Origin of the sequence: Breoghania corrubedonensis (genome assembly GCF_003053845.1) — a bacterium.
GTDB classification, from domain to species: Bacteria; Pseudomonadota; Alphaproteobacteria; order Rhizobiales; family Stappiaceae; genus Breoghania; species Breoghania corrubedonensis.
Genome location: NZ_QAYG01000003.1, coordinates 275,383 through 298,455 on the forward strand (window position 1 = coordinate 275,383; position 23,073 = coordinate 298,455).

The following is a 23,073-nucleotide window of genomic DNA, read 5'->3' on the forward strand; positions in this document are numbered from 1 at the left end:
GCAGCGGTCATTGGCCGGCCCTTGGAGGATGAATGGTGGATGTGGAGCCTGCGATGAAGGACGAGAAGAGACGCGTTTCTCGCTCCCGACGGCGGCGCGCGTCCAGAAGGGGATTTTCACTTCTGGAGGTGCTCGTGGTTCTCGCCATCATCGCTCTGGTGGCAAGTGTCGTCGGTCCGCGCGCCATTTCCTACTTCTCACGCGCGAAAACCAAGACGGCCGCCCTGCAGATCAAGGAGATCGAGAGCGCGCTTGAACTGTATTTCCTCGATACCGGACGCTATCCGGGCGAAGATACCGGGCTCTCTGCCCTGGTGACGCCGCCGCCGGCGGAAACCCGCTGGAACGGCCCGTATCTCAAGCAGGCTTCCGCCCTGACCGACCCCTGGAACCGTCCCTATCGCTACCGCTACCCCGGTCAGCACGTGGAATTCGACGTCTACACGCTTGGCCGGGACGGCCTGGAAGGTGGCACGGGAGAGGATGCGGATGTCGGCAACTGGTAAGCGGTGGCGGTCGGCTCTTTGGTAGTCGTGTTCAGTGAACTTTCGGATGGACGAGCAACATGCGGTCCGTCTGGTGGCCGTCGTCCTCGAATCTGAGCGATATCTCGATCAGGTCCGGCAGATGAGGCTGGTCTTCCCAGCTTTCCTGCCAACGGATCCGATCCTGATCGAGTAGCCGGCCGTAGTAGCGCACGGAAAAGCCCTTCAGATGATCCAGGATAACGCGTTCCTGCGGCTGCACGCGGCCGGTGAACGGGGGAGAGAAGCCGACTGTCAGGTGGTCCGTTCCCGCAATGCGAGAAAACGAGATATGCCACGGCTGTTCAGCGGCCAGCCCTTCGGCAGGGCGTAGCATCACGATACTGATGGAATTCGCCTGCCCTTGGAACGTGGTCTCGTTGTTGCCTGTCTTGGGGAAGACAAGCGCCTGGGAGAGGCTGTCGCGAAGGAACCCGATTTCGCTGAGACGGCGCCCGTTATCCGATATCCGGTTCGTTCGCTCCCAGACCCGGTTTCCGAAGGCAAGCGAACCCGCAATGAAGCTTGCGATAACGCCCAGAAGCGCCATGGCGATGAGCATTTCCATCATCGCAAAGCCGGCGCGGGACTGTGAACGTGCATTCACGATCCAGACCTCCCGCGTTCGACGCGCAATGTTTCCAGATGGAGAACGGGACGGGCGAGGTTGATGTCGTCCTTGCGGTAGATGGCGATGTTGATGCGATAGAGGATTGTCTGTCCACCGCCCTGCCGGGCCGCGCGAACCTGGCGGATCGTGCGCACGCGCGTGAATTCGCCGGCAAAGGCGGTCGTTTCCGTTCCTGGCGTGAGGGGAGGGCCGGCCAGCAATTCATCGAGTTCCGATTGCGCCTGATCCAGCACGAGTGCGGCTGCTTCGGCTCTGGCAAGTGTTGCCGCACCCGATCCGGTGATCCGATAGGCGGCTGCGAGCATCACTGCGAGGATCGCGAAGGCGATCAGTGTCTCCAGCAGGATGAAGCCGCGTGTGGCATGAAGCCTTCGGCCTTTCGGGAACGCGCGCCGCATCATGGTCAAAACGCCAGATCGTTGACGCTCAGCACTGCGTCCATGATGACGAGGATGAAGCTTCCCACGCCAAGGCCTATGGCGAGCGTCATGACCGGTGGAACGAGCTGGAAGACGAGCTGGATCTGTCGGCCTGCCTCCGCTTCCAGCACCTTCCCGATGTGATCGAGCATGTCGGGCAGGGTGCCGGTTTCTTCGCCGATACGCACCATTCTGCGCGCGATCATGGGGACATGCGGTGCTTCTTCCAATTCCGAGGCGAAGCTCTCGCCGTTCCGGATCCCGGATATCGCTTTGGCAATCGTGGCGCGGTAGCTGCGGCTTGAAAGCGTGCCTTTCGTTGTCTCCAGTGCCTGTTCGAGCGAGACGCCGTTGCGCAGCATGGTGCCCAGCGTCCGGCAAAACCGTGCGATCTCGATGTTCGCCTTGAGACCGGAGACGACAGGCGTAGCGAAGACAAGTCGTTCAAGGCGTGCCCGCACGGCGTCCATCCGGCTGAGCTGCAGGATGACGAGCGCAAATATCGCGACGCCGATCGAAACCGCCAGCCAGTGCTGGCCAATCGTCGCCTTGGTTGCGGTGATGAAGGCGATGATTGCGGGTGTTTTCCGGCCCGCGTTCTCGAAGAGCGGGGCGACCGCCGGCACGAGAATGGTCGCGATGACGAGCACGACCGCAACGGAGGTCGCAAAGAGGATCGACGGGTACAGCAAACCTGCGCGGATACGCGAACGGGTTTCCTGCTCGCGTTCCAGATGTCCGGCGAGTTCGCTCAGCACTGCGGCGAGTGCGCCGGAGCGTTCGCCTGCCAGAATGAGGCTGCGATAGGCTGGAGGCGCGAGGCCGGGAACGCGCTCCAGAGCCTCGGACAGGTCCGCGCCGTTCAGGATGGCGTCGTACACCCTGGTCAGCGCGGCACGCGCCGGAGCTCGCCTTTCCCCATCTCGTGCGATGGCGACTGCGTCGAGGAGCGGCACATGCGAGGATGTCAGGCTCGCCATCATGCGGGTGAAGCGGACCAGCAGCTTCGGATCACGAGCTCCCGTGCTCTCCCTTGCGGCCTTTCGTGGTGCTGCCTGGCCTTGTGCGATCTCCACCGGCACCAGCCCGCGGTCGCGCAAGGTGGCGAAAGCGGCCGTCTCCGTGTCGGCTTCGATCTCGCCGGTAACCACCGATCCGGCCGACGAATAAGCCTTGTAGGCGAATTCGGTCATATGCCTGAAAGCTCCTAGATGCTGCGCCCGGCGACGCTCAGAACCTCTTCCAGTGAGGTCATCCCCTGACGAGCCAACCGCAATCCGTCATCGATGAGACGATCATGCCCCGCCGCGTGGGCTGCGCCCGCGATTTCCGCCTCGCCGTGCCCGGCAAGAACGTGATCGCGCACAACCGCGTCGACAGGCACGAGTTCGCAAATGACCTTCCGTCCGGCATAACCTGTTCCTCGGCAGGCAGGACAGCCAACGGGCATGCGATAGGCGCCTTCCTGCCCCATAGCCTCATCCGCAGCCCTGATGGCCGCAGGTAATTTCGCCGCGTCTTGCGGCATGGCGCAGGTGGGGCAGAGAATGCGGACAAGGCGCTGCGACAGCACCGCTCGCACACAGGCGGCTACCAGATAGGACGCCATGCCCATTTCGATCAGCCGCGTGATCGCGGCGGCTGCATTGTTCGTGTGCAGTGTGGAAAGAACGAGATGACCGGTCAGCGAAGCGCGAATGGCGATCTCCGCCGTTTCCAGATCTCGGATTTCGCCGATCATCACGATATCGGGATCCTGCCGCAGGATGGAGCGCAGCGCGGAGGCGAAATCGAGCCCTATTTCCGATTGAACCTGTACCTGGTTGATCCCGGGCAGCCGGATTTCGACCGGGTCCTCCACCGAGATGAGCTTCTTCTCGCGCGCGTTGATCTGGCGAAGCGCGGTATAGAGCGTCGTGGTCTTGCCCGATCCGGTGGGGCCAGTGACGAGGAAGATGCCGTTCGGGTTTGACAGGACGTCGGAAAGGCGCGCTTGAAGCGCCGGCGTGAAGCCGAGCGTATTCCAGTCGAGGCCGGTTTCGTCACGGCGCAGAAGCCGGATGACCGTGCTCTCCCCATGCATCGTGGGAAGCGTCGAGATGCGCAGGTCCGTGTCACGGCCCCGGATCGTTACCGTCACGCGTCCGTCCTGCGGCAGGCGGCGCTCGGTGATGTCCATGCGCGCCATGATCTTCACCCGCGACACGATGGCGGCCCGGGCTTCGCCGTCAATGCTCTCGAGATCCTGCAGATGACCGTCGATCCTCAGCCGCACAAGCAGCCCGTGCCGGTCGGGCTCCAGATGAACGTCTGAGGCGCCGCGTTCCAGCGCCGTCGACAGGATCGTGTTGACCCGCTGGATGATGGGGCCATCGTTGGCGAGCGCCTTGAGATGCTCCACATCCGACCGGCTGACGGCGGCGCCGGAGGGAGTGCGGGTATCCGTTTCCACGGCGACGGGCTCGTAAAGCGATTTCAGAAGATCCGTGATCTCCTTGCGGCTCGCAGAGACGGGGCGGATTTCTTCGTCGAGCAGATAGCCGATCGCCGAGAGGGCTTTGCGGTCGAGTGGATCGGCCATCGCGACGTGAAGGTTGCCGTCCTTGTGGACAAGCGGCACGACGGCATTGGTGTCTAGGAACTCGCGGGATAGGAGATCTTCCAGGATCGGTCCGTCGGGCCTCATCGCGGAGCCGAAGCGCGGAATATCGAGCCAGCGGGCCCAGAAGTCCGCGAGTTCGTCTTCGCTGAGAAGGCCAAGCTCGGTGAGGATCGTATCGAAGCGGGCAGATGTCTGGATCTGAGCGCGGCGCGCGCGTTCCACCGCGGCACTGTCGAGTATCCCCATTTCCAGCAGCGCGGCCGACATGGTATCAACGAGATTCCCGTGGCTCGATACGACCTTGTTCAACGTTAACGCGCTCCGCATTCTATTCCTGTAATCGAAACGTCCCGCAGAATCCCAGGGTAAGGTGGAAACCTGCCGATGGAGATTCGATATCGAACCTGCATCCTGCCAGTAGATCATAACGTGCATGGCCAGACTAACGGACAATTCCTCACTGCCCGCTCTGCAGAATGCGGTGCTGCGGTTTTGTACGTGGTGGCGCAGTGAACTGACGAGCGCGTTCCATCCGTTGACCCGGCTTTTCAAACCACGGCGTGCCGCGGGGATCACGGTTCTCCTGAGCCGGGGCGGGGACGGCGAGGAGGCTTCGCGAAAGGCGCTGGCGGCGACGATGGAGCCGGATACCTGGGAGGTGCTCGCGCGCAATCTCACGGCGTCTGGCCGGCGCGGCCCGCCATTGGTCATTGATCTGGCGCAGGACCTGGTGTTGAGGCGAAAGGCGAGCTATCCCGGCAGCGCCTTTGCCAAGCTTGACGACATCGTCGCGCTCGACATCGAGAAATCGACGCCGTTTTCGCGCCAGAGCGCAGTATGGAAATGGCATGTCACCAGCCGCGCTGACGGGCAGATCGAGGTCGAAACGGTCGTTCTGCGCCGCGATCTCGTGCTGACCATTCTTTCATTTGCGGCGCGCTACGGCCTCATTGTGGGGGAGGTCGTTTTCACCGGAACGAACGCGCGCCATCCGCTGCGGTTGATGAAACTGGAAACGCCGGCGGATCTCTCGCGTGCGAGATGGCGGCGGCTCAATGCCGCGTTGGCGGGCGTTGCCTTGCTGCTCGCCTTGGCGACTGCGGGCACCGCCTATTGGCAACGCGAGACAGCGCTTGGTATCGCAACGGCGCGGCTTGCGGACGCAAAGTCACGGGCGATACGGCTGCGGCGGTCACAGGCGGAGGCTGTCGCGCAATACGATGCCAGTGTGGCCTTGATGCGCGAGAAGATCCGGACACCGTCGGTCAATGCGGTGTGGAGCGCGCTTTCCGAGACCCTTCCCGACAGTGTTTTTCTCAGTGCTCTGGAATTGTCGGGGGAAACGGGCCGCATCAGCGGCTTTGCGCGTTCCGCGGCACCGCTGATCGAAAAGCTGGAGGGGCTCGATGAGCTGTCGGGGGTCACGTTCGCATCCCCTGTGATGATCAATCCGGATGATCGGCTGGAACGGTTCGACGTGACGTTTACGATCGCGCCGACGGGTAAGGCGGGGCAGGCTGCGGCCCCTGCGGGGACAAACTCCGGACAAGAGGACGCGCAGCATGAATGACCTGGTGCTCGGCATGCGGTCTTTTGGAAGCCGCGTTGCCGCCGTTGGGCTTCTGGGGCTCTGTCTGTGGGGGGCCGGTGCAATGGTTGCCTGGCCCGTCCTTGAGCGGTATCGGCAATTGGGCAGCGAACTCATCGATGTCCGGGCTCAGATGGGGCGTATCGATGCGATCCTGTCGTCATCGAACGAAACGCCGACGGCGAGCGACAGTTCGGGGCAGAGCTGGCGTGGGCAAAGCCGCTCGATCGTCGCGGCCAAGGTTCAGGAATTCCTGCAAGGTCAGGCGCGCCGGCACGCGGTCAGCGTCATAAGCATATCGCCACTGGAAAGGCGTCCCTTCGAGCACTTCGAAGTGCTCGGTCTGCGGATCGAATGCGAAGGCGAGATCGGTGCCGTTCGCGACCTGATCGGCGCCATGGAGAACGCCAAACCGTTTCTCTTCATCACCGGAGTGGATTTGCGCCGCCAGCAGATTTTTGGTACGCGGCGTCCCGATCAGAAGCTTCCGCTCGCAGCCCGCATGGATGTCTATGCGCCGTTCGTGCAGGAGGCGGGGCGATGACGGCGCGCCTTCTACCGGCCCTGACCGCTTTGGTCCTCCTGGTCGCGATCGCTCTTCTGGGATTGGGACTGGTGCGCAGGCTCACGCATGAAACGGATATCTCGCCGATAGCGGAAAACAATGCTGGAGGGCGCGGTGGAGAGGTGACGGCGGGTCCCCTGCCGGACTGGGAAGGACTGGATCCCGCGCGCTATACCGCGATCGTCGAAGCTCCTCTCTTCATAGAAGGCCGGCGTATGCCCGATGATATTCGCGAGGCCGCTTCCAATGCGGCCGAGAGCGAGCCGGAGCCGGAAGCTCCGCCCGCCGCCCCGGTTGCCGAACCCGATGCCAGCCTCCTCGGTATCCTGATTGCGCCCGAAGGCAGCAAGGCACTGGTTGCCTCAGGCGCGCAAGGCGCCGAAACCTGGGTCGTGGAGAACGACCGGTTGGGGGACTGGAGCGTGGACACCATCGCTCAGGATCACATAATCCTGCGGCATGAGAGCGAGTTGCGCCGGTTGAACATGCGCCGTTGAACGTGCGGTTTTCACGGGGATCCTCGAAGCGGCGTCGCCGAGCAGGGGGCAAATCACTTCAGATCGATAATTTGGGCGTGGCATTGTCGATCAGGTTCAACCGATCTGGTCGGATTGCTCGGGCGGGAACCTTCTGACCTGTCCTTGTGATGGCCAGCACGGCCCTTATCACCCGCCAATAGCGCGGATGACAGCCACCGTGCCCCGTTCACACCAACATGGCGGCCGTCTATGGTGCGCCGTTCCTCTCGGCTTTTGGGTCCTCCATGCGTATCCATTCCAGCGCCTTGCAGTATTTCGACGCCGTCCGCCGGGCGGGGTCCATCCGTGAGGCGGCACGGCGTCTCAACGTGGCTTCGTCTGCGGTCAATCGCCAGATCCTCAAGCTTGAGGCGGAGATCGGAACGCCGCTTTTCGACCGGAATCCGTCCGGTGTCACGCTGACCTCGGCGGGAGAGATCCTGGCTCACCATGTCATCGTGGTCTTGCAGGATCTCGACCGCACGAGTGCGGAAATCGAGGCACTGAAAGGCGCGCGCGTGGGCCACGTGGCAATCGCCGCGGTCGAAAGCGTCTGTCCTGCCCTGCTGCCTTCCGTACTCGGCAATCTGAGAGAGCGCGCGCCGCGCATCACCGTGAATGCGAAGATGATGGGCTCTGCCCTGATCCCGGAAGCGCTGGAATCGGGGTTGGCTGATGTCGGCATCGCCTTCAACCTGCCGCGCTATCCCGACCTCAGGCAGGTTTATGTCGCGAGCTTCAAGCTTGGCGCGATCATGGCGCCTGACCACCTCTTGGCGAAACGCGAAGAGGTGAGCTTCGCTTCGTGCAGCGATCATCCGCTGGTGTTTGCCGCAAGCGATCTCTCGATCCACCAGCTTCTGGCTCCCGTCATGCGTCAGGCCAATCGGTCGGTGGAACCAATCATGCGAACGAACTCCATAGAGCTGATGCATCAATTGGCCTTGAAGAAACCCGTTATTGCTTTCCAGACGCCTATCGGATTGGAAAAGCTGATTGCTGCGGGCGACCTTGTGCACGTGCCGCTGGTGGGACCGGTGTGGAGTGATCTGGGCGTCTATGTCCGGGCCGGCCGGTCGCTGCCGGCACCTGTGGATCTGTTTCTCCAGATCCTCACCGGAGAATTACAGGAACGCGAAAGGTTCGAGCACGATCGGCACTGAAAGGTTGTCGACCGGAATGCCGGCGATCCGGTTTTCCTTGCCGTGATGTGCGCGAAAAGGCCGCCGTATGAGCGCCTTGCGCATATCGAGCGATGCTCTCCTCTACAGAAATAATAAATATGTCAGATAGATAGGCCTTTCCTTGAATGCGCCCGGAATGCCCGCCGGATATCCCGGGAAGCTCCCTCGGCGGGGCTTCGGTCAAGGGCGCATTTGCGACTTTAGGTGCCCGACAAATTGGCAGCTCATGGCGCGTGTTTGAGCGATGCTGAAGTGGCATCGCCCTGAACGAATAACGGTGCTTTTTCGCGCACCTGCGTCATAATAGCGTTTCCCGGTCACCGCTTTTCCGGGAACCCGCCATGTCCGCACAAGCACCTCTCGCCGCCCGCCAGATCGATACAGCCGCGCTTCCGGTCGTAAACGTCTCAGACCTTTCATCTTCCGATCCGGCTCGTCGCCAGGCGGTGGGTGAAACGCTGCGGCGGGCCTGTCTCGACAAGGGGTTCTTCTATTGCGCCGGGCATGGGGTTCCACAGGGCCTGATCGACACCGTGTTTGCGGAAACAAAGGCGCTTTTCGCTCAGCCCACCGAGAAGAAGATGGCGATCGAGAAGTCGCTGTCGCGCTGCAATCGCGGGTACGAGGTGCTTGGCGGACAGACGCTCGAAGCCGGGGCCCCGCCGGACCGCAAGGAAGGCTTCTATATCGGCGTCGAACTGCCGGAGGATGATCCGCGCGTCGAGGCTGGGCGGTTCAACCGCGGCCCCAATCAGTGGCCCGATGATCTGCCTGGGTTCCGTCCCGCAATGGTCGCCTATTTTGCGGCACTTCAGGAACTGGGAAGCCGGCTGATGCGGGGACTTGCTCTCTCGCTGGATCTTGATGAGAGCTTCTTCACTCCCTATTGCCGCGACCCGCTGACGACGCTTCGCCTGCTGCATTATCCGCCCCAGCGTGCGGATGCGGAGGAGGGCGAAAAGGGGGCTGGCGCCCATACGGATTTCGGCGGTTTGACCATCCTGCTTCAGGATCAGGTCGGCGGCCTGCAGGTCTATGACGAAGAGGGGGAATTCTGGATCCATGCCGATCCGATCCCCGGCACTTTCGTTTGCAATCTGGGAGATCTGATCCAGCGCTGGACCAACCGGCGGTACCGCTCGAACCTGCACCGGGTGGTGAATGCCTCGGGGCGCGAGCGCTATTCGGTCCCGTTCTTCCATGTTGGAAATCCGGATTACGAGGTCCGCTGCATCCCGACCTGTTTGAAGGAAGGTGATGTGCCCCTCTATGCCCCGATCACGGTGGAGGAACACCTCCAGGCCATGTACCGCAAGACCTACGCATGAGCACGACCAAAATGTTCCGCGACCCGGTCATTCTGATCCACGGCGCATGGCAGGGAAGCTGGGCGTGGAATTCATTCGCGCCCTTGCTGGAAGCAGACGGGTTTGACGTCTTCGCCGCCGATCTGCCAGGCAACGGCAGTGACAGCACGGATCCGGCCGACGTGACGCTGGATGTCTACCTCGACTATTTCGGACGGCTGCTGACCGAAATCGCCCGGCCTGTTTCGCTGATCGCCCATTCCGGTGGAGGGGCCATCGCGACGGCGGTCGCCGAACGGCACGCAGAGCAGGTTGCCCGCATTGTCTACGTGGCGGGGATGATGCTGCCCTCGGGTGCCTCTTTCGCAGATGTGCAGGCGGAAATCGATGGATCTAGCGCCGTGCCATCTGGCGTGACCGGCGAGCTAACCTGGTCGGCTGACCGTCGCGTGACGACCGTGCCACGCGCCGCTGCGACCGCGATCCTTTTCAGCGATTGCGCGCCCGATCTGGCGGCGGCCGCGGCTGCGAAACTGACGCCACAGGGCGAGGGCGGACGCGCCATCCGCGTGATGACGACGCCAGAGCGTTACGGCCGGATTCCGAGGCTCTATGTCGAGGCTACCGAGGATCGGTCTCTGCTTCTGGACGTCCAGCGTCGCATGCAGCAACTCGTGCCCGGTGCGACCGTGATCTCCCTGCCTACGGGGCACGCCCCACACGTAAGCGCGCCGTACCTGCTCGCCGAAGCCATCTTGCCCTTCCTTCAGGGAGGAGAGGCGGAGATGGCTGAACACAACGCCCCCAAAAGCCAAGCAACACCTCTCGCAGACGGAGCTTCCAGATGAAATCGCGCTTTCTGAAATCGGTCCTGGCCACGGCGGCCATCCTGGCCGCTACTGCCGGCGTGGCAAGCGCCGCCGATCCGGTCACCTTCATGATCGACTGGCTGCCCGCCGGCGACAAGGCCCCCATCTACTACGGCGTCCAGAAAGGGATCTTCTCGGATGCCGGTCTTGATGTGACCATCGCGGTCGGGCGTGGGTCGTCCGACGTTGTCACCAAGCTTTCGACGGGGGCTGCGGATGTCGGCAGCGGCGGCCTCTCCGCGCTGCTGCAGGCGGTTGCCACGGAAAAGGCACCCGCCAAGGCCGTCATGACGCTTTACACGAAACAGCCGGATGCGATCTTCACCACCACCGACAGCGGGATCGAGAAGCTTGCCGACGTCGCCGGCAAGAAAGTCGCGACGGCGACCTTCTCCTCCTCCAACGTGGTCTGGCCGCTGGTGCTTGAGGCCAACGGCGTCGATCCGAGTTCCGTTCAGCTCATCAAGGTCGATCCGGGCGCCCTGGCGCCAATGCTGGCGACTGGGCAGGTCGATGCGACCATCAACTGGATGACGGTCGCTCCCGCCTTTGCCGGTCCGATGAAGGAAGCGAACAAGACCTTCAAGGCGCTGCCATGGTCGGAGTACGGCTTTGACGGCTACGGCCTGTCGATCTTCACGTCCGACAATATGATTTCCGAACGTCCCGAAGTCCTGAAGCGCTTTCTCGTCGCGTACAAGACGGCTACCGAAATGGCGATCAAGGATCCGGAAGGTGCTGCCGCCGCGGTCAAGGTCATGGTTCCGGAGATCGACGAGGCGACCGCCGCCGAGCAGTGGAAGGCCTCCATTCCGCTCATGGTCAACGACGTTTCCAAAAAGGATGGCATTGGAGCCTTCGAGCCTGAGCTTCTAAAGGCGACCTGGAGCTGGGTTGCCAAGTCGCAGGGACTGGCGGCGGATGCGCTCGACCCGGAGAGCGCCGTCAATCGCAGCTTCCTCAAGTGAGATAATTCCAGGGGGCGCCGGCGGGCGGCTTGATCCGCCCGCCGGCATTTCATTTTTTCGTCAGGGGATACGTATGGCGGCCAATCCACCGGTCATCCGGTTTCGCGATGTCGAGCAGATCTTCACCGGAAACGACGGACGTCCGATCCACGCGCTGACCGGGCTCGACTTCGAGATTTCGCGGCATGAGTTCGTCTCGGTTCTGGGCCCCTCTGGGTGCGGGAAGTCCACGCTGCTGCGGCTTGTCTCCGGCCTCATTCATCCCAGCGCGGGTGCTGTCGAGATCTACGGCATGGAGGTGACCGAGCCGCGCGACGAGATCGGCATCGTCTTCCAGAAGCCGACGCTGCTTCCCTGGTTCAACGTCCAGAACAACGTCACCTTCCCGATGCGCCACAAGTACGGCCGCGTCCACAAGGAAGACAATGAGCGCGCGCTTGAACTGCTGGACCTTGTCGGCCTCGCCGATTTCGCTCAGAAGCGGATTGATGAGCTTTCCGGCGGCATGCAGCAACGTGTCGCCATCGCGCGGGCGCTGCTGCTCGACCCCGATATCCTCCTGATGGATGAACCGTTCTCCGCGCTCGATGCGCTGACGCGCGACGAAATGAGTTTCGAATTGCTGCGCATCTGGTCGGAAAGACCCAAGACTGTGCTTTTCATTACCCATTCCATCCCCGAGGCGCTGCTTCTCTCCGACCGGATCATCGTGATGTCGGAACGCCCGGGGACGGTACGCGAGATCATCGACGTGCCTTTCGCCCGTCCGCGCACCATGCAGACCCTGTCGGATCCCGCCTTCACCGAACTCGCCAATCACATTCGCGGAGAACTCTTCTCCAAGCCGGCTGCGGCCTGAGGGGAAAGCGCCGTGAAGAACATCATTCGTCTCCTGGATCGCTTCGCACCCGTCATGGCGGTCGTCTGTGTCCTCGGTATCTGGCAGGCGGCCACTTGGCTCTTCGCCATTCCGTCGTTCCTGCTGCCATCTCCCACGAGTATCGTCGCGGCGGGCTTCGGCGTCGATCCGTCCGTGTGGATCGGCCACATATGGGCCACCTTGCGTGTGGCCGTGATGGGCTATGCGCTGGCCATCGCCATTGCCATTCCGCTTGCCATCAGCCTTTCCATGTCGCGGCTCTTGTCGCGCACCCTCTATCCGATGTTGGTCGTGATCCAGTCGACGCCGATCGTGGCCGTCGCCCCCATCATCGTCGTGACGCTGGGGGCCGGCGACATGCCGAAAGTGGTGATCACCTTCCTGATCACGTTCTTTCCCATCGTCGTCTCCACGACGACCGGTCTGCTGGCGACGCCGGAAGAGCTGATCGAGCTGTCACGGTCCCTGCGTGCCGGCCGGACACGGGAAATCTTCCACATCCGTCTGCCTTACGCGCTGCCGTTCCTGTTCTCGGCACTCAAGATCTCGACCACGCTCGCCGTGATCGGCACCGTGGTTGCGGAATTCGTCGCAGCTGAAAAGGGTCTCGGCTTTTTCATCGCGTTCTCCACCTCCTTCTTCAAGATCCCCCAGGCCTTTTCGGGGCTCGTCATTCTGGTGCTGCTGTCGCTGACGCTCTTCCGCCTTGTCGGCTTCGTCCAGAAGCGCTTTGCCCCCTGGTCGCTGCCGAAATCAGAAAGGTGAGTTGATGCCCAAGTTCGACGAAACCCGCGACGAGGAACACCTTCGCCGCGCCATCGCGGTTGCCGAGGAGGCCCGCAAGGGCGGGGACCATCCCTTCGGGTGCATTCTCGTGGGTCCCGACGGCGACGTGCTCATGGAACAGGGCAACGCCTATTCGGCCGAAGGCGGCGACCTGACGGCGCATGCGGAAAAGGTGCTCGCGAGCCGGGCGGCCAAAAAGTGGAAACCCGACTTCCTGGCCGGCTGCACGATGTTCACCTCCGCGGAGCCGTGCGCCATGTGTTCCGGCGCCGTCTACTGGGCCGGCATAGGACGCGTGGTCTACGGCCAGAGCGAGCGGTCGCTGAAGGAGATGACGGGTGATCACCCGGAAAATCCGACGCTCGACCTGCCTTGCCGCATGGTCTTTGCCGCCGGCCAGCGCGATGTCATCGTCAAGGGGCCGTTCCTGGCCGAGGAGGCGGCGAAGGTTCAGGCCGACTTCTGGAAAGACCGCGAGGACTGATATGGTCTTCGTCATCGCCGAAACCGCAGACGAGGCGCTGCACTTGAAGGCGACGTTCGGGGAGAGGGCTATCTTTGGCGGCGGCCTCACTGCCTTGCAGCTTGGTTGGGCGAGCGGCATGCCCGGTGCGCCTGTGATCGATGTCTCGCGGATCGATTTCGGCCCGATTGTTTCGGCGTTGCCGACAGGCGGGCTGCGCCTTGCGGCCAATGCCAGACTTGAAGCGTTGCGGCGCGATCGGATGGTGGCGGAACGCCTCCCGGCGCTTTGCGACCTGCTGGCACAGGTCGGCGCCTCGGGCGTGCGTAACCTCGCCACTATCGCCGGAAATCTTGCCTGGGGCACCGGTGACACGGAAGTCCTGCTGGCAGCGCTTGAAGCCGACTATCTTCTGGCTGGGGGCGCCCGTTTTCCGGTCGGGAAACGCCTGCCGACCGGCGGCCTCGTGGAGGCGGTAGAGGTTCGAGATGTCGGCGCAGGCGACGTCTTCGCCGAGAAGGTCGGGCACAGGGCATCCTTTTCGTCATCGAAACTCGTCGTTGCGGGCGCGCGGTGCGAAGGCGGCTGGAATATCGCAGTCCGATTGGGGGCGATACCGATCATCATTTGCAAGCTCAGTGGGGACGTGCCAGCCACGTCATCGGTATTCGCCGGGTCTGATCGGCGGCTGGCGCGTGTCGCCGCGAACCTCATCGCCGGTCATGTCCGGCGGCTTGGAGCCGTCGCATGAGCCTGCGTGTTGCCGAGAAGCTATCCGGACGCTTCCGCTATCTTGCAGACGATGCGCCGAAAGGTGCGCTCGTCGGGCTTGTCCTGCGCAGCGCGCACCCCCATGCGCGGATCTCGAGGCTCGATACGCGTGCGGCCGAGGCCGTGCCCGGGGTACATGCGGTGGTAACAACGGCGGATGTGCCCGCCGGTTTCCGCTTCGGCTTGCGCCTCAAGGATCAGCCAGTGCTGGCGGACGGCGTCGTGCGCCACCTGGGCGAGGCTGTCGCCGCCGTGGCGGCCGAAACCATGGAAATCGCAGCGGCGGCTCTGGCTGCCATTGATGTCGACTACGAAATCCTGCCACCTGTGACCGATCCTCATGTGGCGCTCGGGAAGGAGGCGGTCGCGCTTCACGACGGCGGCAACCTCTGCCATGCCTTCGATTATCTAAAGGGCGACGTTGCGGTTGCGCTTGAGGCATCCGCTCATACCGTCGATCTGTCGCTGGACACCCCGCGACAGATGCACGTGGCGCTGGAACTTGAAGGCGGCGTCGCCATTCCAGGCGAGGGAGACCTGGTGCTGCGCGCGCCCGCCCATGACCCTCACCATGTTCGTCATGTGCTGAGCGAACTGACCGGACTGGAGGAGGAGAATATCCATGTCGTCGGCTCTCCCATCGGAGGAAGCTACGGCGGCAAGGAAGATCTCCATGTACAGCCGGTCCTCGCGCTTCTTGGGTTGAAGGCAAGGCGACCTGTCCGTCTCGTCCTCAGCCGGCCGGAAGCGGTTGCGGCCGGCATCAAGCGCCATCCGTTCTCCATCCGGCTGAGGGCGGGATGCAATGCGGACGGACGCCTGACGGCCCTCGATTTTGATGCTGTGGCCGATACCGGCGCCTATGCCAGTCATGGGCCGGAGGTGCTGGAAACGGCCATGGAATGCGCCCCCGGCGCCTATGACTGGCCGTCCGTCCGTCTCGCGGGACGTCTTGCCTATACCAATAATGGCATATCCGGTGCCTTTCGCGGGTTCGGAGCAGTCCAGACCCAGAGCGCCCTGGAACTGGCCATCGATGCGCTGGCGGACAAGGCGGGTGTCGACCGGATCGCATTCCGCCGCCTGAACCTGGCGGCCGCCGAGGGGCCGGGTCCCCTTGGACAAACCATGGTGCCGATGCTGGAACTTGAGCCTCTTGGCGAGGCGCTCGCTGCTCTGCCGGCAGTGCCTGTGGGTCGGCCGGATGAGCGATTTGTTGCCGGAACGGGCGTTGCCCTCATTCGCAAGGGCGAGGGCTTTGGCGGCGGCGGACCGAACGGAGCACTTGGCCGGCTTGCGCTCGGTTTCGATGGCCGGATCCGTCTGGAGACCTCGCTGACCGAGATGGGGCAGGGGCTTGAAGCCGCTGCTCTGGCAGCGCTTCGGCAAGCCTTCGGCGTGGATGGCAGGGATGTGGGCTTGCGGATCGGGGAAACGGCCGTGGGCAATAGCGGGCCCACGTCGGCCTCGCGCGGAACGCAGATCGCGGTCCGTCTGGTGCGCAAGGGAGCCGAGACCATGCGCCAGGCACTTGGGGCGGCGGCCGCGCGCAAGCTGGGGGGCGCCGCCGAGGACTATATCAGCGGTCCCGGCGGGATGTTCCGGGCTGATGATCGTCGCAACCGGCCGGATATCGGCTTTGCCGCATTGGCGGAAGGGGAGGACATCGCGGTCGATGTGGAGATCGAGCCGATTGAAACCCATCTCGACGGCCTTGCCTGCCACACACTGTTCACGGCTTGCGCGGCGCGGGCTTTCATATTGGTCGACCGCTGGACGGGCCGGATTACCTGCACCGGTATCGATGTCCTGCCGGCTTGCGGCATGCCGCTGGTGCCTGCCGCCTTCGACGGACAAATGGCGGGCGGCGCGGCTCAGGCGTTGGGTTTCTGCCTTACCGAGGATCTTCTCGCGACAGACGGCTCGTTCGCCGCGCGCAATCTGGACGGATATTTCGTTCCGACCATTGCCGACATGCCGCCGGTCCGCATCCATCCGCTTGTCGAACTAGATGCGCGCGACCCCGTCGGCTTGCGCGGTGCCGGCGAAATCGGATTGAACGCCGTGGCGCCGGCCATCGCTTGCGCGGTGCGCGACGTGCTTGGCATCCCGCCGCTCCGATTGCCGGTGGACCCGGATTGGGTGCTGGATGTGCTGGAAGCCCGGCGATGAGGATCTCTTTTACCCTGAATGGGCGCCCGGCCGCACTCGAGGCGGAGCCTTTCGAGCGGCTCGCCCCGCTTCTATCGTCGAACTTCGACCTGAAAAGCGTTCGTACAGCGTGCGGTATCGGCAGGTGCGGGGCCTGCATGGTGCTGGTTGACGGCAAGGCCGTTAACGCATGCCTGCTGATTGCGGGCAAGGTCGAGGGCGCGGAGATCTTTACCGCCGAGGGGCTGGAAGCGGTCGCCGCGCCGCTGATCGCCGCTCTGGAAGCGCACGGCGCGATCCAGTGTGGCTATTGCGCGCCGGGCTTGCTCGTTTCGCTTGCTGCATCCTTGCTGGCCGGCGATCGGGTTCGGGCTGAGGACGTCGAGGCGACACTCACGGGCAACCTGTGCCGATGCACCGGCTATGCGGGCATTCGCGCGGCGATTGCAGATGTCTTCGGCTGAAGCTTTTCGCGAACGGGTGGTTATTCCTTCGGTTTCAGCGCATTCGGCTTGAAGGCCCCACCGAACGGGGAGGGGTTGGCGGGTGCCGTCTCTTCCTTCGGGGCGAGCATGCCGGGTTTGAAAGCGCCGCCGAACGGCGAGGGATTGTTGGTCGCAGGCGCATCGGTCGTCGCCGGGCCGGCCTTTTCGCGAAGCTTGCGAATACGCGCGCGCTGTTCCTCAAGGAGCTGTTCTTGAACCGCGCGCTTCTGTTGGAGGATACCCGCCTTGCAGGCGGATGCGTCGTGACGGCTGCCGAGATAGACGAGCAGGCCCGCGAGTGCGATCAGCATGATCGCAATGCCCGCCGGATGGGTCATCACCCGCGTGACCGGATTGGCATAAAGCGGGGAGAGCTGCGGTTTGCCCGAGCGCAGCAACGCCTGCCGGCGCGTACGCGCCTCGTGCACCATGGCGCCGATCAGGGTAAGCCCGATGATGATCACCGCCAGGGCGGAAAGTGAGGGATCGGTGCCGAGCCGGACTTTCGAGGCGAGAGCGGTCGTGAACGTGCTGTCCGACAGGATTGTGAAGACGGTGGTGTTGTAGTTCTCGAAGGAGGCGAGCAGCGTCAGGAAGGCGGCCGAGCCGATGGCGGGCTTGAGGAACGGCAGCAGGATCTTGCGGAAGCACTGACCGGGCGTCGCGCCGAGGTCGAGGGCCGCTTCCGTCAGTGTCGGATCGAAGCGCTGAAGCCGGGCGGAAAAGACAAGCATCGCATAGGCCGAGATGAAGGTGATCTGGCCGATAAGGGTGAGAAAGATGCCATTGTAGAAGGTGGAGGCGTACTCCTCGCCGAACGCGCGCCCGACAATGCCCCAGAAGACGATCGTGGAGATGCCGAGGACGACGCCGGGAATGAGGATCGGGGTGATCAGCACCGTGTAGAGTGCCGCGCGAAGGCGGGGCGGAAGCTCCGATAACGCCATAGCCCCGGCAAGTCCGATCGGGACGGCGCAGACAACCACGCCCGCACCGATGATGACGCTCGTTCCCAGCCCGCCCATCAGCCGCGCGTTGTTCACCAGAACGGAGAACCAGTCGGTGGTGAAGCATTCCCAGGGCGTGATGCGCGGAAACGACGAGGAGTTGAAGGCCGTCACCACCATGATGATGAGCGGTCCGAACAGGAACGCGAAGAAGAACAGCGAATAGAGGGTCGTGCCTGCGCCCGCGCCGGTGGCCTTGCTCATCGCCCGATCGCTCCGATGTTCACCTTGAAGACGCGCATCAGCAACATGACGAAGCAGATGCAGACGACCAGCAGGAGGACGGCGTAGGCCGATCCCCGCTGCCAGTTGGCGGACTGGTTGAACCACTGGTAGATGAGCTGCGTGAACCACAGGCTGGAGGGGCCGCCGAGGATCTGCGGAGCGGCGAGCGCGCCGGCCGTCAGCATGAAGACCATCGTCGCGCCCGAAGCGATGCCGGGCTTCGCGATCGGCAGCACCACGCGCCAGTGGACCCGCCACCAGCTTGCCCCCATATCGCGCGCGGCCTCGATCTGGTTGCGATCGAGCGCCTCCACGGCGTTGTAGATCGGGAATATCATCAACAGGATGTAGGCGTAAGTTAATCCGGAATAGAGCGCGACATCGGCGCGTATGAAGTCGATCGGAGCGTCCCAAAGGCCCATCGACTGGCCGATCCCGTTGATGACGCCCGTTGCTCCGAACAACACGCGGAAGGCGAAAGCGCGCAGGATCTCGTTGACCCAGAAGGGAACGATCAGGCCGATCACCATCAGCCGCGCGGCGACCCCTGTCGCCGAATGCGCCAGGATGAACGCGATCGGATAACACAGTGCGATATCGATCAGTGTGACGAAGATCGCTGCCAACATGGTGTTGCCGAGAACTCCGATATCGAGCGTGTTTATCGATCCGTTGGCGCTGAAGAAGAAATATGCGTAATTCGTGAGAGTATAGACGTCCTTCGGTCCGCCGACGTCCGCCACCGGCAGGTTGTTGCGGAACGAATAGTCGAGCATAGCCATCTGCGGCAGGACGATCAGGAAGATGACCCAGAAGAACACCGCGACGCCGATGAAGACCGCGGCCCCCATGCCGTGGCGCCCGACGAAACCGTGCATGGCCTTTGAAAGGGCGGACATGGCGCTCAGCCTCCGCTCTGGTCTGCGGGAAGGACGGTCGCGCTTGTCGGCGCGAAGCCGAACGTGGCGACTTCGTCGGTGGACAGCCGGCGGCTTCCCTCTCCCGAGTTGACGAGGGCCGCACGCAGATCGACCCCGCCGGCCTCCAGGAAGATCTGGCGTGCGCTCCCTTCGAATTCCTCCTTCACGCACCGTGCGACAATGGCATTGTCGCTGGTCCCGGCCTTGGCCCCGTCCCCTGCAAGGCCGAATTTCTCGGGGCGGATGAAAAGCAGGCAGTCGTCACCTGGCTTGTAGGTGCGCCCGCCGGCGGCCTTCCCCTTCAGGCGTCCAAGCGCGGTATCGATCGTCGCTATCTGGCCGCTCTGCCCGATGATCTTCCCCGCAATCCGATTGGTCTCGCCGACGAAGGATGCGACGAATGGCGTCTTGGGCCGATCGTAGACACTTTCCGGATCGCCGATCTGCTCGATGACGCCGGCATTCATCACGGCAACGCGGTCGGACATGGTCAGAGCTTCGCCCTGGTCATGGGTGATGTAGATGAAGGTCAGCCCGACGCGCTGCTGGATGGCGCGCAGCTCGGAACGCATGTGGTGGCGCAGTTTCAGATCAAGCGCGGACAGCGGTTCGTCGAGGAGCAGGATGTCGGGTTCCACGGCGAGTGCGCGGGCAATCGCGACGCGCTGCCGCTGGCCACCGGAAAGCTCGTGCACCTTCTTGTCGCCCACACCCGGCAACGCGATCATGTCCAGAAGCTCGTCCGCTCGCCTGCGCCGCTCGCGCTTAGAGATGCCGCGCACCTCCAACGGGAAGGCGATGTTGTCGGCAACCGACATAAGCGGGAAGAGCGCGAGGTTCTGGAAAATGAGCGCGGTCGGCCGCTTGTTGGGGCCGACATTCGCCATGTCCTTGCCTCCGATCAGCACGCGCCCTTCGGTGGGGTCCACGAAACCCGAAACACAGCGCAGAAGTGTGGTCTTGCCGCACCCGGACGGTCCGAGGAAGGAGAAGAATTCACCGCCCTTGATGGTGAGATACGCATTGTCGACGGCCGTATAGCTGCCGAAGCGGACCGATACGTGATCGAGGACGACGTCTTTGGTCATCTGAACTCCCGCACAAGGTGAGCAACTCGTTTCCCGAAGCCGGCATTTCCGGAAAGCCGGCTGGCTGATCTCCGCATGACAACCCAGGAAGCCGCGACGATCGCGTGGCAACGACACAGAGCGCGAATTGACGGGGAGGAGATCCGACGTGTCTTGCAGAAGCGGGAAGGCGCGGCCGTCAGCCCCCCGGCAGGCCGCGCCTCTACTGTCTGCCTCAGGCGCTCAGGAACTTGTTCGCGTATTCGGTCCGCTTTTCCGAATACCAGGGCGCCTCGGCCGGCCACGGATTGAGTTTGGCCAGTGCATCGCCGGGATAGGCGTCGGCAAAGTTCTTGGCATAGACTTCGCCGCCATAAGCGTCCGCGCCGATGACCGGCGAATTGTAGCCGTGGGTCTTGATCGCCTCGCCGGCAAGCTTGGCGTCGTAGGCTGCCCCGATGAAGGCATAGATCTGGTCGATATTCTTGGCGCCCGTGGGCATCGCGATGCCGTCGACCCAGGCCATAGCGCCTTCCTTCGGGGCCCGGTACATCACCGGCTCGCCGGCGGTTTTCAGCGCGATCGGCGGGCCGTCCCATGTCTGTCCGACGATGACGCCCTCGTTCAGAAGACCGTTCTTCTGGGTATCCGCATCGTTCCAGATGAGCTTGATGTTTTTCTTCTTCGCGATCGCCGTTTCGGTGAGCTTGGACCAGACCGCGTCCATCTTTTCCGGGCTTTCGTAGGCCGACCACATCGTGCCGGGCTCGATCTCGCCGCGGCCTTCCAGGCCGAGGCCGAGGCCAAGCATCATCGAATGGGCACGGCCCATGGTCTTGCCGGCATTCGCTTCGTCCCAAATGTCATAATAGCTCGGGAACTCGCCGGCCGGGGTGAACGCGTCGGTGCGCCATGCGACGCCCTCGGTTCCCCAGATGTGCGGCAACCAGAAGCAGCCCTTGCCGTCGAAGCTCCAGTACTCGTCGCCCAGCGCCATCGCCGGGTTCACCTTCTCCAGCGGCACCTTCGACATGTCGAACGGCTGAAGCAGGCCGAGGTCCTTCCACAGCAGGTTGCGGTTGACCGTCGGCGAGACGATGTCGAAGCCCTCGCCGTTGGTGGCCTTGAGCTTGTTGATGATCTCCTCGTTGGAGCCGATGCCGGTGAAATTGATGGTGATGCCGGTCTTTTCCTTGAAGCCGGAAACGAAGCTCTCCGGCAGATAGTCCGACCACATCATGATGTTGATCTCGCCGGAGGAGGCGAGGGTCCGGTTGGAGATGATCGCCGGCATGGCGAGGCCGGCGCCGAGCGCGCTGGCGTTCTTCAGGAAGGATCGGCGATCGATGCCGCCGCGTTTGCCAACTTTCTGCATCACATTCCCCTGGGTTGCCCGGTTTCCGGATCGATATCGCATCTCATTTTTCCGCTGCGCAAAGACCAGTCGTCCGTGTGTGTCTTTGCCGCTTTATTGCGCGGTTACTCCTGCACTGCGAAAACAGTATTGCGGTGCAGCACGGTGCCTTAGAGCCAGGGTTTGAAAACTATGGGGCCAGTGCGCGAAGGCCTGCCGGGGAACGGCGCGATCCTTGCTAGGAAGAGGGCCGGAGCCCGTGGGGGAGACAGCCTGCAATGATGATCGAGCACTATTTCGACGCGCCGTTTTCGCCGGACAAGCGTCTGCAGCAGCAGATCCAGGAACGGCTGGTCGAGGCCATTCTGGCTGGCGGCGTTTCCGCCCATGAGCCGCTGCCCTCCACGCGCTCGATGGCCGAACGCATCAAGGTCTCCCGCAACACGGTCAGCCTCGTCTACGAGCGACTGGCGGAAGATGGCTACCTGAAGCCCGTCAGCCGGCGTGGCTACTTCGTCGACGAGCGGTATGTCCGCGAGCAGCTCTCCATTCGCGTGGACGACCATGCCCACAATGCGCTGGGCGGACAGAGACGGGCAGTGGACTTCGCCCGCCGGATGAAAGTCAGGCTTTGCGACCAGCCCAACATCACCAAGCCGGCCAACTGGCACGAGTTCGAATATCCTTTCGTTTACGGGCAGATCCGTCCCGACCGGATTTCCATCAACCGGTGGCGCGATGCGGTGCGCGTGGCAGGCACCGCGGAACACGCTCCTTTCTGGATGAGCGATCTCGTCGACAATGACGATCCGATGCTGGTGGAGCAGATTATCCGCCGCACCCTACCGCAACGCGGCTTCCGGGCCGGGCCGGAGAACATCCTTGTGACGATCGGGGCGCAGAATGCGCTTTACCTCATCGCCAGCCTCCTTTCAGACAAGGGGACGCGGGTGGGCGTGGAAGAACCCGGTTATGTCGATGCCCGCAACATCTTTCTTGCCCGTGGCTGCACGCTGGCGCCTCAACCCGTCGATGCCAACGGAATGCGGGTGACGGAGGCGCTGGCGGGAACCGATCTCGTTTATGTCACGCCCGGTCATCATTCTCCGACCAATGTGACCATGGGCTTGCAGCGCCGTCTGGCATTACTGGAGGCGGCGGACAGGCACGACTTTCTGGTGATCGAGGACGATTACGAACACGAGCTGAATTTCGTCGGCGCAGCCCGCCCGGCGCTGAAGAGTTTCGATCAGTCCGGCCGGGTGATCCATGTCGGCTCGCTTTCTAAGCCGGTCTTTCCCGGTCTGAGGCTCGGCTTCATTGCTGCGGCGGAACCGCTCTTGCGGGAATTGCGGGCCTTGCGACGCCTGATGTGCCGTCATGTTTCCGCGCTGGACCAACGTGCCATGGCGATCTTTCTCGCCGACGGTCATTACGATGCGCATATCCGCCGCCAGCGCGAGAGCCTTGCCGCGAAGTGGAAGTGCATGTTGCGCGAGATCGGGCGTCAGCTGCCGGAATGCGATGTCACCATGACGACGGGAGGATCGGCGCTCTGGTTGTCTCTTCCTCGCGGCGTCGATGCCCGGCAGGTCGCCGAACGGGCGGCGCAACGTGGCGTGCTGGTGGAGCCCGGCGACGTGCACTATGCGAGCTCAAATGCTCCGCTCAATCGCCTCCGACTGGGATTTGCGGCGATTGCCCAAGAGAAGATCGCCCCCGGCTTGCAGGCATTGGGGGAGGTGATGCGCGACGTTCAGGGATAGGCGCGACCGGTCTGAAAGCCGGA

23 protein-coding genes are annotated in these 23,073 nt (G+C 63.1%); 15 read left to right on the plus strand and 8 right to left on the minus strand.

Annotated features, from left to right (window positions below):
• The first annotated feature begins 53 nt into the window (after nucleotides 1-53).
• Nucleotides 54-506 (plus strand): type II secretion system major pseudopilin GspG, encoded by a 453-nt coding sequence (gene gspG, locus C8N35_RS11685; RefSeq protein ID WP_107989987.1) that lies wholly within the window; start codon nucleotides 54-56, stop codon nucleotides 504-506.
• A gap of 31 nt (nucleotides 507-537) precedes the next feature.
• On the opposite strand, the gene C8N35_RS11690 is transcribed toward gspG, so the two are convergent.
• Genes C8N35_RS11690 through C8N35_RS11705 form a run of 4 tightly spaced genes read right to left on the minus strand, consistent with a single transcriptional unit; the run spans nucleotide 538 to nucleotide 4,485 of the window.
• Complete coding sequence (locus tag C8N35_RS11690; protein WP_107989866.1) at nucleotides 538-1,131, minus strand: type II secretion system protein GspJ; 594 nt, start codon at nucleotides 1,129-1,131, stop codon at nucleotides 538-540.
• Nucleotides 1,128-1,556, minus strand: coding sequence for a PulJ/GspJ family protein (locus C8N35_RS11695; RefSeq protein ID WP_107989867.1), 429 nt, complete (start codon nucleotides 1,554-1,556; stop codon nucleotides 1,128-1,130). The genes C8N35_RS11690 and C8N35_RS11695 overlap by 4 nt, the downstream gene beginning before the upstream one ends.
• A 2-nt stretch (nucleotides 1,557-1,558) precedes the next feature.
• Nucleotides 1,559-2,767: a type II secretion system F family protein gene (locus tag C8N35_RS11700; protein WP_107989868.1), complete on the minus strand. Its 1,209-nt coding sequence runs from the start codon at nucleotides 2,765-2,767 to the stop codon at nucleotides 1,559-1,561.
• Between the two features lie 14 nt (nucleotides 2,768-2,781).
• Nucleotides 2,782-4,485 carry a GspE/PulE family protein gene (locus C8N35_RS11705; RefSeq protein ID WP_170122084.1) on the minus strand — a complete coding sequence of 568 codons (1,704 nt, stop codon included), beginning with the start codon at nucleotides 4,483-4,485 and terminating at the stop codon, nucleotides 2,782-2,784.
• 124 nt (nucleotides 4,486-4,609) lie between these two features.
• Between C8N35_RS11705 and C8N35_RS11710 the strand changes: the two genes are divergently transcribed.
• From C8N35_RS11710 to C8N35_RS11770, 13 genes are all read left to right on the plus strand, one after another.
• Nucleotides 4,610-5,746 carry a PilN domain-containing protein gene (locus C8N35_RS11710; protein ID WP_107989988.1) on the plus strand — a complete coding sequence of 379 codons (1,137 nt, stop codon included), beginning with the start codon at nucleotides 4,610-4,612 and terminating at the stop codon, nucleotides 5,744-5,746.
• A complete protein-coding gene (gene gspM / locus C8N35_RS11715) occupies nucleotides 5,739-6,308 on the plus strand; it encodes a type II secretion system protein GspM (protein WP_107989870.1) in 570 nt (189 codons plus the stop codon). Before C8N35_RS11710 ends, gspM begins: the two co-directional genes overlap by 8 nt.
• Nucleotides 6,305-6,826 (plus strand): hypothetical protein, encoded by a 522-nt coding sequence (locus C8N35_RS11720; protein WP_107989871.1) that lies wholly within the window; start codon nucleotides 6,305-6,307, stop codon nucleotides 6,824-6,826. The genes gspM and C8N35_RS11720 overlap by 4 nt, the downstream gene beginning before the upstream one ends.
• 266 nt (nucleotides 6,827-7,092) lie before the next feature.
• Nucleotides 7,093-8,010: a LysR family transcriptional regulator gene (locus C8N35_RS11725; RefSeq protein WP_107989989.1), complete on the plus strand. Its 918-nt coding sequence runs from the start codon at nucleotides 7,093-7,095 to the stop codon at nucleotides 8,008-8,010.
• 362 nt (nucleotides 8,011-8,372) lie between these two features.
• Entirely contained in the window at nucleotides 8,373-9,359 is a 987-nt protein-coding gene (locus tag C8N35_RS11730) for an isopenicillin N synthase family dioxygenase (RefSeq protein WP_107989872.1), read from the plus strand.
• The gene (locus C8N35_RS11735; protein WP_210203492.1) at nucleotides 9,356-10,186 is read left to right on the plus strand and encodes an alpha/beta fold hydrolase; all 831 of its coding nucleotides are present in this window, start codon (nucleotides 9,356-9,358) and stop codon (nucleotides 10,184-10,186) included. Before C8N35_RS11730 ends, C8N35_RS11735 begins: the two co-directional genes overlap by 4 nt.
• Entirely contained in the window at nucleotides 10,183-11,175 is a 993-nt protein-coding gene (locus tag C8N35_RS11740; protein WP_107989873.1) for an ABC transporter substrate-binding protein, read from the plus strand. Before C8N35_RS11735 ends, C8N35_RS11740 begins: the two co-directional genes overlap by 4 nt.
• Before the next feature lie 73 nt (nucleotides 11,176-11,248).
• A complete protein-coding gene (locus C8N35_RS11745; protein WP_107989874.1) occupies nucleotides 11,249-12,034 on the plus strand; it encodes an ABC transporter ATP-binding protein in 786 nt (261 codons plus the stop codon).
• Between the two features lie 54 nt (nucleotides 12,035-12,088).
• Entirely contained in the window at nucleotides 12,089-12,820 is a 732-nt protein-coding gene (locus C8N35_RS11750; RefSeq protein WP_107989991.1) for an ABC transporter permease, read from the plus strand.
• A gap of 4 nt (nucleotides 12,821-12,824) precedes the next feature.
• A complete protein-coding gene (locus C8N35_RS11755; protein ID WP_107989992.1) occupies nucleotides 12,825-13,325 on the plus strand; it encodes a nucleoside deaminase in 501 nt (166 codons plus the stop codon).
• A gap of 1 nt (nucleotide 13,326) precedes the next feature.
• A complete protein-coding gene (locus C8N35_RS11760; protein WP_170122085.1) occupies nucleotides 13,327-14,055 on the plus strand; it encodes an FAD binding domain-containing protein in 729 nt (242 codons plus the stop codon).
• On the plus strand, nucleotides 14,052-16,247 hold the full coding sequence (locus tag C8N35_RS11765; protein ID WP_107989876.1) for a xanthine dehydrogenase family protein molybdopterin-binding subunit: 2,196 nt from the start codon (nucleotides 14,052-14,054) through the stop codon (nucleotides 16,245-16,247). Before C8N35_RS11760 ends, C8N35_RS11765 begins: the two co-directional genes overlap by 4 nt.
• Nucleotides 16,248-16,384: 137 nt before the next feature.
• Nucleotides 16,385-16,690, plus strand: coding sequence for a (2Fe-2S)-binding protein (locus C8N35_RS11770; RefSeq protein WP_170122086.1), 306 nt, complete (start codon nucleotides 16,385-16,387; stop codon nucleotides 16,688-16,690).
• 20 nt (nucleotides 16,691-16,710) lie between these two features.
• On the opposite strand, the gene C8N35_RS11775 is transcribed toward C8N35_RS11770, so the two are convergent.
• The 4 genes from C8N35_RS11775 to C8N35_RS11790 all read right to left on the minus strand — a co-directional run bounded on the left by C8N35_RS11775 (nucleotide 16,711) and on the right by C8N35_RS11790 (nucleotide 21,305).
• Nucleotides 16,711-17,922: an ABC transporter permease gene (locus tag C8N35_RS11775; protein WP_107989878.1), complete on the minus strand. Its 1,212-nt coding sequence runs from the start codon at nucleotides 17,920-17,922 to the stop codon at nucleotides 16,711-16,713.
• Nucleotides 17,919-18,842, minus strand: coding sequence for an ABC transporter permease (locus tag C8N35_RS11780; RefSeq protein ID WP_210203493.1), 924 nt, complete (start codon nucleotides 18,840-18,842; stop codon nucleotides 17,919-17,921). Before C8N35_RS11780 ends, C8N35_RS11775 begins: the two co-directional genes overlap by 4 nt.
• A gap of 5 nt (nucleotides 18,843-18,847) precedes the next feature.
• Nucleotides 18,848-19,951, minus strand: a complete 1,104-nt coding sequence (locus C8N35_RS11785; protein ID WP_107989879.1) for an ABC transporter ATP-binding protein — start codon at nucleotides 19,949-19,951, stop codon at nucleotides 18,848-18,850.
• A 214-nt stretch (nucleotides 19,952-20,165) separates the two neighbouring features.
• Nucleotides 20,166-21,305 carry an ABC transporter substrate-binding protein gene (locus C8N35_RS11790; RefSeq protein WP_107989880.1) on the minus strand — a complete coding sequence of 380 codons (1,140 nt, stop codon included), beginning with the start codon at nucleotides 21,303-21,305 and terminating at the stop codon, nucleotides 20,166-20,168.
• Between the two features lie 257 nt (nucleotides 21,306-21,562).
• Here C8N35_RS11790 and pdxR point away from each other — a divergent pair, with 257 nt between their 5' ends.
• Nucleotides 21,563-23,050, plus strand: coding sequence for a MocR-like pyridoxine biosynthesis transcription factor PdxR (pdxR, locus tag C8N35_RS11795; RefSeq protein WP_210203494.1), 1,488 nt, complete (start codon nucleotides 21,563-21,565; stop codon nucleotides 23,048-23,050).
• Nucleotides 23,051-23,073: the final 23 nt, after the last annotated feature.

What these genes read in the sequence shown, in the direction of transcription:
- gspG (WP_107989987.1), top strand. Translation starts at nt 54, where the DNA reads ATGAAGGACGAGAAGAGACGCGTTTCTCGCTCCCGACGGCGGCGCGCG.
- C8N35_RS11695 (WP_107989867.1), bottom strand. Translation starts at nt 1,556, where the DNA reads ATGATGCGGCGCGCGTTCCCGAAAGGCCGAAGGCTTCATGCCACACGC.
- C8N35_RS11700 (WP_107989868.1), bottom strand. Translation starts at nt 2,767, where the DNA reads ATGACCGAATTCGCCTACAAGGCTTATTCGTCGGCCGGATCGGTGGTT.
- C8N35_RS11710 (WP_107989988.1), top strand. Translation starts at nt 4,610, where the DNA reads ATGGCCAGACTAACGGACAATTCCTCACTGCCCGCTCTGCAGAATGCG.
- gspM (WP_107989870.1), top strand. Translation starts at nt 5,739, where the DNA reads ATGAATGACCTGGTGCTCGGCATGCGGTCTTTTGGAAGCCGCGTTGCC.
- C8N35_RS11720 (WP_107989871.1), top strand. Translation starts at nt 6,305, where the DNA reads ATGACGGCGCGCCTTCTACCGGCCCTGACCGCTTTGGTCCTCCTGGTC.
- C8N35_RS11725 (WP_107989989.1), top strand. Translation starts at nt 7,093, where the DNA reads ATGCGTATCCATTCCAGCGCCTTGCAGTATTTCGACGCCGTCCGCCGG.
- C8N35_RS11730 (WP_107989872.1), top strand. Translation starts at nt 8,373, where the DNA reads ATGTCCGCACAAGCACCTCTCGCCGCCCGCCAGATCGATACAGCCGCG.
- C8N35_RS11735 (WP_210203492.1), top strand. Translation starts at nt 9,356, where the DNA reads ATGAGCACGACCAAAATGTTCCGCGACCCGGTCATTCTGATCCACGGC.
- C8N35_RS11740 (WP_107989873.1), top strand. Translation starts at nt 10,183, where the DNA reads ATGAAATCGCGCTTTCTGAAATCGGTCCTGGCCACGGCGGCCATCCTG.
- C8N35_RS11745 (WP_107989874.1), top strand. Translation starts at nt 11,249, where the DNA reads ATGGCGGCCAATCCACCGGTCATCCGGTTTCGCGATGTCGAGCAGATC.
- C8N35_RS11750 (WP_107989991.1), top strand. Translation starts at nt 12,089, where the DNA reads ATGGCGGTCGTCTGTGTCCTCGGTATCTGGCAGGCGGCCACTTGGCTC.
- C8N35_RS11755 (WP_107989992.1), top strand. Translation starts at nt 12,825, where the DNA reads ATGCCCAAGTTCGACGAAACCCGCGACGAGGAACACCTTCGCCGCGCC.
- C8N35_RS11760 (WP_170122085.1), top strand. Translation starts at nt 13,327, where the DNA reads ATGGTCTTCGTCATCGCCGAAACCGCAGACGAGGCGCTGCACTTGAAG.
- C8N35_RS11765 (WP_107989876.1), top strand. Translation starts at nt 14,052, where the DNA reads ATGAGCCTGCGTGTTGCCGAGAAGCTATCCGGACGCTTCCGCTATCTT.
- C8N35_RS11770 (WP_170122086.1), top strand. Translation starts at nt 16,385, where the DNA reads ATGGTGCTGGTTGACGGCAAGGCCGTTAACGCATGCCTGCTGATTGCG.
- C8N35_RS11775 (WP_107989878.1), bottom strand. Translation starts at nt 17,922, where the DNA reads ATGAGCAAGGCCACCGGCGCGGGCGCAGGCACGACCCTCTATTCGCTG.
- C8N35_RS11780 (WP_210203493.1), bottom strand. Translation starts at nt 18,842, where the DNA reads ATGTCCGCCCTTTCAAAGGCCATGCACGGTTTCGTCGGGCGCCACGGC.
- C8N35_RS11785 (WP_107989879.1), bottom strand. Translation starts at nt 19,951, where the DNA reads ATGACCAAAGACGTCGTCCTCGATCACGTATCGGTCCGCTTCGGCAGC.
- C8N35_RS11790 (WP_107989880.1), bottom strand. Translation starts at nt 21,305, where the DNA reads ATGCAGAAAGTTGGCAAACGCGGCGGCATCGATCGCCGATCCTTCCTG.
- pdxR (WP_210203494.1), top strand. Translation starts at nt 21,563, where the DNA reads ATGATGATCGAGCACTATTTCGACGCGCCGTTTTCGCCGGACAAGCGT.